Here is an 11,692-nt window from a genome sequence, read left to right as displayed (position 1 = left end):
CCACTGTTGTGATCTCTCAATCCATACAGTAGGGGATATTTTAGGGGCTGGCAAGCCTATTTTTTATGCAGTTAGATTCTGCACAAATTCCTCGCAAACCTCTGTACTTTTATTTTGCAATAAACAATCGTTAATACAAGCAAGACGATCTAACTGTCATTGTCTTTCAGTCTCTTCTCTAACTCTTTCAACATTATTTGCAGAGCTTTCTAATTCTCGACTGATTTGAAATAAATTGTCTGAAAGTCTTTGAAATAATGTAGCTGTCTCATCAAGCATTGAAGTAAATTTTCTTCGAGCTTCCCCTGTCCAAGGATCTGTATTTTCATGTACACTCTGCATTAATTTCAATTCATCTAATTTTAATGTTTCAGAAGATTCATGGAAAACCTTTGCTAATGCACGGACTCTCCGAATTCATAAAGTTCCGTTCGTTTTATACTTGCTTTTCTATTCATTGGCCTTTTAGATTAAAATAATGGCTAAGTAAATATTACTATGATTTCCACATAACTTCCATAAGTCATCACGAGTGGTGTAATTAGAAATGAATATAGGAAACGTAACCTTCATACCTTGTGCAATTGATATTTGCTTTTTTATAGTGGGGGACGTACCTCAGTCCTTATAAGTGATTTCTTGCTCTTAAACATTTGCCTTTGGGAACTTTATTTTATTTATGGTGTGAATTGCTAAAAGAATGAATCTAGAAGTATAAAAAGAGGGGATGGGGAAGATAAACAGAGAAGAAAGACCCGTTCTTTTTACGGGCCTTTCCATCACTTATTCGTTCCTTTGAGCAAGGTTGCTTATTTCATCAGCTGTAAGTGAGCCATCATAAATCTTCAATTCATCCATGCTACCTTTAAATGGTGGGTCCCACCAGTTCACGCCTAAACTAAAGCTTGTGCTAGCCGTTGTGAATATGTTTGGGAATCCTGTGCCTTTATATTTTTCATTTCCGTTTACGTACACGGAGATCGCATCCTTATCAACTGTAAAAGCAAGATGTGTCCACTCACCCGTTTTTATTTGGCTGCCGACAGATGCATCATACCATTTAGAGCTGCCTGACCATACTTCTGTGCTTCCATTTCCTGTGCCATATGGAAGCAGACTTATCCAGTTGTTACTGTCTCTTGCACCGAAGAAAGTAGTAGTGTATTGCGTCAGCTGTTCTGGTTTAATCCAGAGAGAAACACTATAGCTATCACTAGATATTAATCCGTTTGGCAAGCGGATGCCTGAAGCTCCGTCAAATTTTGCTGCTTTTCCTCCGTTTACTCCATCTGTATAGGAGATTGTTCCACCATTATTATCAATTCTATTTCCTGTCACTGTACCGCTGCCGAATTGTGCATTGCTGTCACTTAAATCACCTTCGAATGAGTATTGGGCTGCCAAGCCATTTTCCTTATATGGCAAAACAGTAATGACGAAGGTTTTAGTAGTCGTGGACTTGCCTTTTGTAATAGTTGCGGTTAGCGTTGCTTCTTTACTGGCAGCACCAGCCTCTGGACGTGTTACTGCACCTGTTGCTGATATGACATTTGAATCAGAGGTTTTCCAAGTAATTGTTGTATGACGGGTTCCCTCAGTCGGCAAGGATATATTTGAAACTACGTTAGCTGTATCACCAAGGTTTAGGTCGGTTTTTACATCCTGGACTATTTCCTTGTCTGACTTATCTTCCATTTTGCTGCCCCAGATTGTAACTCCTTCGTTTGACATTGCTGTAAATGCCATCACATAGCTTTGGGACGTTTCATCCCATTGGCGGACAAACACACCGTTATAGGTACTGCCATCGATTTTTATTTCTGCTTCGTTATGACTTGTTTTTTTCCAAGTACCTGTCGCATCTCCTGTTATTTTACCGTTTTTATTCAGTTCAATATAAACTGATTCTGTAATATCGCCTGAATAAGCTTTTCCATGATTAATGAACTGATATTGGCCTATAAGATTTTGTCTATTCACTTTTTCTAACTTTTCCCCGCTGTAGCGGTATGGTGCTGCAACAGGCCAGCCTTCACTGTTCATGAACATTTGATGGACACGTACTTCATGCATTTCACCTGTTTCAGGGAAGCGGGAATGGAATACTAAGAAATGCTGCCCAGTTTTAGAATCGATGAAAGCTGAGTTATGCCCAGGAGATACATAGCCGACTCCGATACCAGTTCCTGGATCGCCAATTCTTCGTTCAAACAGGAAATTTCCCATTACCTTATTTCCGTATGGAGAATTGTCAACATTCCCAGGTAGCACTGCAGATTGACCACTTGCATCTACATAAGGACCATCAGGTGATTTGGAACGGAACAGCCTCATATTATAACCTCCATCAGCACCTAACCAGCCATATGTCACATACAGATAATAATATTTCGTATTTTTATCATAAACCACATACGGACCTTCTCCAGATTTGTAATAGCCTCCGGCGATTTTTGTGCCGAAGTAGCGGTCAATCATTCTGCCGTCCTTTGTTTTTCCGTCTTTGCCAGGATAAATTGGTTTTCCAGTTTTCTTATCAATTTCCAGCAGATAAATTCCGCCAGACCAAGAACCATATGTCATCCACAACTTGCCGTCAGCAGCTGTGAACACATTAGCATCAATCGCATTAGGATAAAGATTATTGTTATAGGAGCCGTCAGCATTAAACCAGCTGTCGTTTTCATTTGTTAATTCTTTAGAGCTTATTAAGTTACTGATATTTGTATTTACCCATTTTTTATCAACATTGCTGTTAGCATCTTTTGCACTTTGTTTTGTGAAACCTGAATATACAATGGTGTCGACATATTCAAATGGACCTTCAATATTTTGAGAAACTGCATAACCGATCGCTGAGCGTATATATGTGGAGGAAGCACTGTAGTAAATCATGTAAGCACCTTTGCTACCATCCTTATTAACATAATTTTCGTTCCAGAAAACATCCGGAGCCCAAACAGCAAAACCTCCCTTGCTGTCGGAGTCATTTTCGCCAGCCCATTTGAATGATCCGGCTAAATTTTTGGATAAATCTCCATACAGCTTGTTATTAGGTGTTGTATACCCATTTGTGAATGTCTCCCAATTTATTAAATCGTTTGACTTGGCTGCTTCAATATGAGAACCAAATACATAGTATGTGTCACCATCCTTGATAATAGATGGATCATGAACAGATACATTTTGAAAACTAGGATTTGTGCTAGAAGGGGATTTTTGTTTATCTTTTTCTGCAAAGGCAGCGCTGGGAATCATCAATACAAAAGCTAGAATGGCGGACAGCAAAACCCGCATATGATTTGTTTTCATTGACAGATCTCCTTCATTTTGAAATGGAAAATTACTTGCCAAAGGACAACTCTATTCTAAGAGGCGATGTTATGTATGAGGGAGGAGCTCCGTTGTGGTGAACTAAGTGATTATCGGCTTTATCAACTCCTTTTCTCTTAATTTTTGAAACGCTTTCATAATCTATCATACGTTAACAAAATTAGGAAAACAGAACCTATTGGCCTATTTTTAACTACTAATTTCTTTGAATAAAAATACTTAAATAATAACGTTTTTTGGAAATAGTAGAAACTAATCTGGCTTTTCACCCGTATAACAATTACAAGGCTTGGAGGTGAATGAAGAATGTATACAAAAATTGAGGAACCGAATAGATGTATTTCTGAAAAGGCAATGAAAGTGTGGCGGATATCGGAAGCTCTCCTAAATGGGGGAATTCTAGTTGTACTTGGCATAGTATATTATTTAGATGTTTATTTTGATTGGAAGTACTGGATAGGCTGGATAATAATTGGGCTTCTTGGGCTAACAGTATTATCCGCAATTTGGGGGATTATTCTTGAACCGTCATTAAAGCAAAAATATTGGCGTTATGATGTGGATGAAGAGTTCATTCAATTGAAATCAGGTATCTGGAATAAACAGCATCAACTCATTCCGATGACAAAGGTACAATCTGTTGAACTTATTCAAGGGCCATTATTAAGAAAATACGAGCTGTATTCCATCTCTGTCGGCACAATGGGCAGCAGTCATAAAATACCAGCTATACCGCAAGAAGAAGCACGAGAACTAAGGGACCAGATAGCACATTATGCAAAAATAAAGGAAGTGGAATGATGGAAGGGAGAACAGTAAGGCTGCATCCGGTAAAAATGCTGCTGGACCTCATTACATTGGTTAAAACCAATATAATATTTATTTTCTTTCTTTATGTCATCCATTTTGGCACAGACAATAAGGTTTGGATAGCTTTACAGTATTTATTTGCAGTATTTATACTTATTGCCATTGTTTATATAATCTTTGATTGGTGCTTCTACCGTTATACAGTGAAAGATGAAGCTATTCATATTATATCAGGTGTCATAAAAAAATCAGAGCGGGTTATTTACTTAAATAAGATACAAAATATTCAAAGACGCACTACTGTTATCCATAAGTTATTTAATATCTCTTCCATTACTATGGAAACTGGTGAGTCAGGGGATAATGGTTCGATTGCACTGCCTGCTGTCTCTCGAAAGGAAGCAGATTGGCTGGAGACTATAGCTTCAACTGAGTATATGGATGTACCTGATGAAGCGGCTGAGGATAACATAGAATATACGGTGGAGAAAACAAATGACAGACAGATTCACTTTATAGCGTCAAAAAAAGATGTCTTAAAGGCATCCTTTACATCATTTAGTTTTTTTGCACTAATTCCTGTTGTTTTTTCTATCTATTCCAATGTAGAAGATGTTTTCCCTGTTACAAATAAAATGGGGGATTGGTTTAGCAGCATTATGAGATACTGGTGGATGATCGCTATACTGCTGTTTCTTTTTACAATAGCTGCAGTTGCTTATGGTGTAATCTCCACGTACTGGAGATATGGAAAATACCAAATATTATCTGACAGCAATAGAATTTATATTAGAAAAGGACTTGTGGATGAGGTTGCATTTTCTATCTTAAAAGAGAAGGTGCAAGCAATTGAAGTGATCCAATCGCCTTTGAAAAGAATCCTGAAACTTGCAGAGGTCAAGTTAGTCAGTGCAGGGGAGACAGGGGAAGAAGATTTAAAGACAAACTCTCTTTATCCGTTTTTGCCGATAGAGAAAGCATATGAAATTGTTCATGAATTATTGCCTGAGTACAAAATTCATTCAAAAATGACGAGCCTGCCGAAGAACGCGCTAGCAGCAAGGTTGTTAAGACCGAGCTATTTATGGATTATATCATTAATTGCTCTATGTATTTTTAAACCAGGTTTATGGTATGCATCGTTTGCCGTATTGCTGTTTGTTTATCTATTACGAACTCTGGACTTCGTGAACAGCCGCTATATAGTAAAGGATGAATATATCCAGATGAAAACAGGCAGCTTCCAAACGTCCTTATTTCTCACAAAAAGAAATAAAGTAATCGAGATTGAAGTAGGACAGTCCCGTTGGCAAAAGCGATTTGGTTTAGCGACAATTGATATTGTCAACCGTTCAAAGCCAATTGTACATACTGAAATATCGGATATTCCGTATGAAGCAGCTGCTGGCTTTTATTATTGGTATAGGATGCGGACAAAGGAAATTCGCATTGATAAGCAGTAGTGACATCTTTTCCTATCGTTCCCCAATCAATGAAGTGTATACAAGTACATATTTCCTTCAATGTTCTTGTTTTTTTCGTTCATACTAATAAGGCAAAAGATTTAATGAAAGGAAAAATCTCATGCTGACTAAACAACAACTTAATGAATTCCAATCACTGTTAGAAAATGAAAAACAAGACATAGAAGAAAGATATGATATAAATGATCACTTAGGTTTAATCCGCAGTCATGCACATGATTCGGTTGGGGAATTATCGAGTTATGATAATCACCCAGGAGATGAGGGCACCGAGTTATATGAAAGAGAAAAGGATATTGCCTTAAATGAGCATTATAGATTTGAATATGCTGGTGTTGTAAATGCGTTAAAGGCAATTGAAAATGGAACATATGGAAAATGTGAAGAATGTGGAAAGGAAATTCCTCTTGAAAGACTTGAAGCTCTTCCAACAGCAAGATATTGCATTGAGCATACCCCGGACCAAGTTGTTTCACACGAGCGGCCGGTAGAGGAAGGTGTGCTTATGCCTCCATTTGGAAAGTTTGACATGGATGAACAGGATGAAACAGTTGCATATGATGCGGAGGATTCCTGGCAGGATGTTGAGAGCTTCGGTACGTCAGAGACTCCATCTGACTTTGTTCATCCTGTATTTGATCATTATAATGATCTCTCCATTGATTCTTATGAAAATGTTGGGTACGTAGAGGAGTATGAAAATTTTGTAGGTGTTGATATAGAGGGAAAAAATATCACGGTATATCCTAATCAGCAGCATAAAAGATATGAGCAGAGCTTAGATGAAGAAGGAATCATGACGAGCTTCGGAGATTTGCCTGCATATGAGCATGATCCTTATGTTGAAGATGAGGATGGCAGAGAACGCTAATAAGAAAGGTCAGGCACACATCTAGATTTATATCTAGTGCGCAGCCTGACCTTTTTGTTTAAAACAACAGTTCATATATGTCGTTTAGGTGGTGAGCCCTTTTGGAGTCTTGCTCGTTTTTAGCATGCTGTATTTCCTCTTCTAATACTTGATTTAAGAAGCTACTTTCTTCTTCGGATAATTCGCGGACAAATGCTTCTTCTGATTTATAATGACCCTTCATCATTTTGCTGTAAATGCTTTTTCCAGTATCTGAACAGTCTGTATACAGAGATAAAACTTCTCTTACATAGGCTAATGACTGATTCATTTAAGCACCTCATACTTATCATTTTTTCTATATTATTATGGGTTATTCTCTTGATTTTTATTATCCGTCTTACATTTTTCCATATATAGAAACATCCATATTATTTGGATATGGAAATTAGCCTTATCCTTGAATTGCTCCTCTCGATTAGTTAAAAACTATTTTCAAGAGGTGAAATCAGTGACAGTTATTATGAACTTCGATTTAAAAAAAAGAGAAAAACAAATAAAATATGAAAGATCTGTTCTTAAAGAGCTTTCTGTAAAGGATTTAAAAGAAAAGGTTGCTCGTTATTTTGGCTCATCTCAATTGACATCAAGCGTTATTATGAACGAAGGTATGGAAGAGGCTTGTTATGATGTAGCTATTGAAGCATTTTTGTTAGGGGCAAACTTTAGCAAGTTCAGCGCATGGGGTGAAGATATCCCCACTATTAAAAATAGATGCTTAGAAGAAGATAAACATTTAAAGGATACATTATTTCATTTTCTCCTCTACTGGGGAAGTGAAGAAAGCAGTAAAAATGAATCGCTATACTATCTTTGTGAACAATTCGTAAATGCATGGTGGTTAGAGGGTTTTAATAAAGCAATTAAAAGAAAAAAACTTAGACTTCATTAAAATCAGGCGGTGCGCACACCGCTTGATTTTTTTCTGGTTTGTTCTAAATTGCCTCCTTGTCCCATATATTTAGAATAAGGACGAGCAGCAGGAGGGATTGACTAGGACAGTGAATAAAAAACTTAAAATCAGTATATTTGCAGTGGGACTCATCCTTCTTTTTTTCATCTTGCAATTTGACTTTTCTGATGATGATTCATGGGACGCTTGGAATTTGCCTTTAACCGGGAAAATTATTGTCATTGATCCTGGTCATGGTGGCCCAGATGGTGGAGCGGGTGATGAGGAAGTGTTAGAGAAAGATGTTGCTTTGGATGTATCCTTAAAAATCCGCGATTATCTTCAAGAACAAGGCGCGCTAGTTATAATGACTAGAGAGGAAGATAAGGATTTAGCAGGGGATGATGTAAAGGGATATCGCAATCGGAAGGTAGCAGACCTGAAGGAAAGGCTCAATATGATTAATTCCTCAGATGCTGATTTGTTTTTAAGTATACATCTGAATGCCATTCCGTCCTCTAAATGGAGCGGAGCACAAACCTTCTTTTCCCCACAGCTGGAGGATAATGAGATTGCCGCAAAGTTTATTCAAGATGAGCTGATTGATAACCTGGAAAACACAACAAGAAAAGCAAAGCCACTAAACAGTGTTTATATTTTAAAGTATGCCAAAAAGCCAGGTGCTTTAGTGGAAATTGGTTTTCTATCCAATCCTGCAGAGAAAAAGAACTTAATGGATAAGGAGTACCAAAATAAAATAGCTGCATCCATCTATAAAGGTGTTAATCGATATTTTTCTAACGAGGATGCAATTAAAGGGGAATAGCTATAGGCTGATTCTCCTTATTCTTTTCTCCCGTAATTCCTGGGAAATATAAAGGGAGAATCTGAAATATGTAAAGGTTATCATTTTCTATGTTATACTTACTAAAAAGAGGAGGGGATTGTCATTTTAAACGCAGAAGCGATTGAACGCATGATAGAACAGATAACAGATCCTTTTTTACATAAGACATTGTTAGAATTGAATTCCATAAAGGATTTAAAATGGGATGCAGAAAAGTCACATGTCAGCATTAAGTTAGCAGTTGCGGAAATGGGATCTCCTGCACAAATGGAATTGCAGCAGGAAGTTGTCAGCATACTTAAACAAAATGGGGTGCAGACTGTTGGTATGCGATTCACTGAACTTTCAAGTACCCTAGTCCGGGAGATACAAGCAGAACATGCTGAGATGGAAAATAAGAATTCCCCTACATATATTGCTGTGGCCAGCGGAAAGGGAGGGGTTGGTAAATCAACTGTTTCTGTCAACTTGGCTGTTTCTATGGCAAGGCTTGGAAAAAAGGTTGGGCTTCTAGATGCAGATATATATGGATTTAGTGTTCCTGATATGATGGGAATAACGAAGAGACCGGAAGTGGTAAATGATCGAATTATACCTGTAGAGCGTTTAGGAGTACAGGTCATTTCTATGGGTTTCTTTGTTGAGGATAATGCCCCAATCATTTGGAGAGGTCCTATGCTCGGGAAAATGCTGACAAGCTTTTTGCAAGAAGTGGAGTGGGGAGATTTAGATTATCTCATTCTAGACTTGCCACCTGGAACAGGTGATATAGCTTTAGATGTACATACGATGCTACCTTCTAGCAAAGAAATAATTGTAACAACTCCACATCCTACTGCAGCATTTGTAGCAGCTAGAGCGGGAGCAATGGCAATAAAAACGGAACATGAGATATTAGGTGTTATTGAAAATATGTCCTACTTTGAGAGTAAATTAACAGGAGAAAAGGAATATGTGTTTGGACAAGGCGGGGGCAAGAAGTTGGCAGAGGATTTGCAAACCTCCATGTTGGGACAGCTTCCGTTAGGTCAGCCTGATTGGGATAAAAATGATTTTGCCCCTTCTGTTTATGGGCAGGAACATGTAATAGGCGATATCTATATAAAGATTGCAGAGAAGGTCATTCAAAAGGTAGGAAAATAAGAAGCCTAAATAAAAGAAAGCAGGGGATTCCCTGCTTTCTTATTTTGACTAGATTTTAAAGGACTTAGTATTAAAGTTAGAGGCTGCCTCTTTAGCTGCTTTGTCGAGCATTTCCTGAAACTTTTTCTTGAATTCAGGTGTATCCATTGATTCCTGCATAACCTGCATTAGATGTTCTCGATATTCTGTGCTTTTTAACACATTTTTCAAGTCTGATTCAATTGCCGGGTCTTGCAGTAGTTCGACCATCATCTTTCGATAATCTGGATCCTTCATCAAGTCTTTGAGTAATTTCTCATTCTCTGTTTTCAGGCTTTTTGCCATTGTTTCTGCAAATTCCGGATCTTTAAATTTCTCTGTCCAAAACTTAGCTGCTTTATCAGAAACTAAAGTAGATTCAATGGTCTTTGTTACAGCCTCTTCATTCATTACGAGATTTTCCTTAATTTCTTCATCCCCAATAACATCACGTATTGCTTTTTTTCCGTCATCGGTTTTTAGTATATCTACTACCATTTTTTTGGTTTGGTCATAGTCCATCTGTTGCGCAGACTCGCCGGCTGAACATCCGCTTAAAATGGAAAGAGATAAAAGCAGGACGATGCTGTATTTTTTGAACATTGCAGCTGCTCCTTTCAAAAGGAAATATCCCTGTTCATTAGGATGCTTTGTTTTTTATTTATTATTCCTTTCGATTTCAAGTTTGCAGGATATGTTTTGCCGGGAATAGGGGATAATGATAAAGGCCCTTAATGAAATAAATCATCAAGGACCTTTATGTTATGGGAATTAATTCACTTCTTTTGAACTTGAGTCAGCGTTTGAAAGCATTTCTGTTACAGAAACGAACTTCAAGTTTTTGTCTTTGAGATTGTCGATTATCGCTGGCAGTGCGTTAGCTGTCTGCTTAGCTGAATCTGATGCATGAAGCAATACAATATCTCCTTTTTTTGCCGGAGCAACGTTTTTAACAATTTGTTCGGTTCCTGGATTTGTCCAATCTTTAGAATCAACACTCCAATGAACAAGTGTGTAGTTGTACCTGTTTGTGATGGTTAAAGCCTTTTGGTCAAAATGCCCTGTTGGTGCTCTGAATAAGGAGATATTCTCCACTTTCAGTTTTTCAAATGCTGTTTTTGCTTTTGAAACATCTTGATTAATCTTTTCTTCTTTTACATCGGAATAATCAACATAGTCATAGCCGAGGATACCAATTTCATGGCCTTCCTTAACGATTCTTGCGATGAGGTCAGGATGTCTTTCAGCCCAAGAACCAGCGAGAAAAAAGGTAGCGGTCACTTTCTCTTTTTTTAATATATCCAATATCGGCTCAGCTTTTTCATCGCCCCATCCGATGTTGAATGTCAATGCAATACCCTTTTCTCCTTTATAAACTGCTTTAGGTCCATCCTTTGATGAAAAGACAGGGACTTGTACAATGTTTTCCATATACAAGAACCAAGCGGTAAAGAAAGATACGACAACGATTAATGTTAACTGCTTCAACCTTTTGCCATTAAGTACATAAAAGTTATTCATACTAAGCTCACCTCGTCCAATTTACTGCTTGGTTCATCCTATGCAGAGAAAGAAATGAAAATAACAAAAAAAGTTTATTCATAAAAAAATATAAGATGGCAATAATACTGAGACAAAGTGCCATTATATTTGTTGATGATGGATATCATCTCTCCTAGATTGCAGTGGCTGTATATAGGAATAATAAAATTTCACACAAGTACATCAAGGAGGAGCCATATGGTAGGACTACTATTAACGCAAAGAGAAGTGAAGGAAATAGAGTATTTGATTAAACGGGAATTAGACGAAATATTGTTGGATCTAGGTGATGAAAGAATTGATATTATTGTCAAGAAATCAATGGTAGAAAGGTATAAAGACCTTTTTTCATTGTTCAAAAGAGTTGCTTCTCCAAAAGAGTGTATGAATTATATCATTAAGGATAATAAGTACCTGGATGAAAAAATATAAAAAACTTCTAAATAGTTGTTGACGAAGTTTAGATAACTTGCTATATTAATAAACGTCACTTCGACAAAAAACACCAAAATAAAAAAGTTAAAAAATATTTGACAATGAGTTTTGGTTATGTTAAATTGATAAAGTCGCTTGAGAGAGCGGCATGAAATTGCTCTTTGAAAACTGAACAAACAAAACGTCAACAATAATCGTTTTTATAACTTGCGTTATAAAAATGAAAACAAAGTAACAAAAAGCTAGAGTTTAGCAAATGAGCTAATCTTACTCTTTAT

12 protein-coding genes are annotated in these 11,692 nt (G+C 37.2%); 7 read left to right on the top strand and 5 right to left on the bottom strand.

What is annotated here, in order from left to right; all coding sequences use genetic code 11:
* Positions 1-156: 156 nt before the first annotated feature.
* Both M3600_RS27525 and M3600_RS27520 read right to left on the bottom strand, forming a co-directional pair.
* Positions 157-417: a WXG100 family type VII secretion target gene (locus tag M3600_RS27525; protein ID WP_311315989.1), complete on the bottom strand. Its 261-nt coding sequence runs from the start codon at positions 415-417 to the stop codon at positions 157-159.
* A 366-nt stretch (positions 418-783) separates the two neighbouring features.
* The gene (locus M3600_RS27520) at positions 784-3,312 is read right to left on the bottom strand and encodes a LamG-like jellyroll fold domain-containing protein (RefSeq protein ID WP_396953852.1); all 2,529 of its coding nucleotides are present in this window, start codon (positions 3,310-3,312) and stop codon (positions 784-786) included.
* A gap of 327 nt (positions 3,313-3,639) precedes the next feature.
* Here M3600_RS27520 and M3600_RS27515 point away from each other — a divergent pair, with 327 nt between their 5' ends.
* From M3600_RS27515 to M3600_RS27505, 3 genes are all read left to right on the top strand, one after another.
* Positions 3,640-4,134 (top strand): PH domain-containing protein, encoded by a 495-nt coding sequence (locus tag M3600_RS27515; RefSeq protein ID WP_233318723.1) that lies wholly within the window; start codon positions 3,640-3,642, stop codon positions 4,132-4,134.
* Entirely contained in the window at positions 4,131-5,606 is a 1,476-nt protein-coding gene (locus M3600_RS27510; protein ID WP_237940546.1) for a PH domain-containing protein, read from the top strand. Before M3600_RS27515 ends, M3600_RS27510 begins: the two co-directional genes overlap by 4 nt.
* 121 nt (positions 5,607-5,727) lie before the next feature.
* Positions 5,728-6,498, top strand: a complete 771-nt coding sequence (locus M3600_RS27505; protein WP_233318726.1) for a TraR/DksA C4-type zinc finger protein — start codon at positions 5,728-5,730, stop codon at positions 6,496-6,498.
* A gap of 58 nt (positions 6,499-6,556) precedes the next feature.
* Here the strand turns inward: M3600_RS27505 and M3600_RS27500 are convergent, their stop codons facing one another.
* Positions 6,557-6,808, bottom strand: a complete 252-nt coding sequence (locus tag M3600_RS27500; protein WP_251648380.1) for a sigma-G-dependent sporulation-specific acid-soluble spore protein CsgA — start codon at positions 6,806-6,808, stop codon at positions 6,557-6,559.
* A gap of 180 nt (positions 6,809-6,988) precedes the next feature.
* Here M3600_RS27500 and M3600_RS27495 point away from each other — a divergent pair, with 180 nt between their 5' ends.
* From M3600_RS27495 to M3600_RS27485, 3 genes are all read left to right on the top strand, one after another.
* Positions 6,989-7,429: a DUF2521 family protein gene (locus tag M3600_RS27495; RefSeq protein ID WP_233318730.1), complete on the top strand. Its 441-nt coding sequence runs from the start codon at positions 6,989-6,991 to the stop codon at positions 7,427-7,429.
* 109 nt (positions 7,430-7,538) lie between these two features.
* A complete protein-coding gene (gene cwlD, locus M3600_RS27490; RefSeq protein WP_233318732.1) occupies positions 7,539-8,255 on the top strand; it encodes an N-acetylmuramoyl-L-alanine amidase CwlD in 717 nt (238 codons plus the stop codon).
* A 123-nt stretch (positions 8,256-8,378) separates the two neighbouring features.
* Positions 8,379-9,419 carry an Mrp/NBP35 family ATP-binding protein gene (locus M3600_RS27485; RefSeq protein ID WP_251648384.1) on the top strand — a complete coding sequence of 347 codons (1,041 nt, stop codon included), beginning with the start codon at positions 8,379-8,381 and terminating at the stop codon, positions 9,417-9,419.
* A gap of 48 nt (positions 9,420-9,467) precedes the next feature.
* Here the strand turns inward: M3600_RS27485 and gerD are convergent, their stop codons facing one another.
* Both gerD and pdaB read right to left on the bottom strand, forming a co-directional pair.
* Positions 9,468-10,040 carry a spore germination lipoprotein GerD gene (gene gerD, locus M3600_RS27480; RefSeq protein ID WP_233318734.1) on the bottom strand — a complete coding sequence of 191 codons (573 nt, stop codon included), beginning with the start codon at positions 10,038-10,040 and terminating at the stop codon, positions 9,468-9,470.
* A 168-nt stretch (positions 10,041-10,208) separates the two neighbouring features.
* Complete coding sequence (gene pdaB / locus M3600_RS27475; RefSeq protein WP_233318736.1) at positions 10,209-10,958, bottom strand: polysaccharide deacetylase family sporulation protein PdaB; 750 nt, start codon at positions 10,956-10,958, stop codon at positions 10,209-10,211.
* Positions 10,959-11,177: 219 nt separating this feature from the next.
* On the opposite strand from pdaB, the gene M3600_RS27470 reads away from it, so the two are divergent.
* Positions 11,178-11,411 carry a hypothetical protein gene (locus tag M3600_RS27470; protein WP_251648378.1) on the top strand — a complete coding sequence of 78 codons (234 nt, stop codon included), beginning with the start codon at positions 11,178-11,180 and terminating at the stop codon, positions 11,409-11,411.
* Positions 11,412-11,692: the final 281 nt, after the last annotated feature.

The organism is Niallia sp. MER 6, assembly GCF_023714395.1.
Classification (GTDB): domain Bacteria; phylum Bacillota; class Bacilli; order Bacillales; family Cytobacillaceae; genus Niallia.
This window is presented reverse-complemented; position numbering and strand designations above follow the sequence as displayed.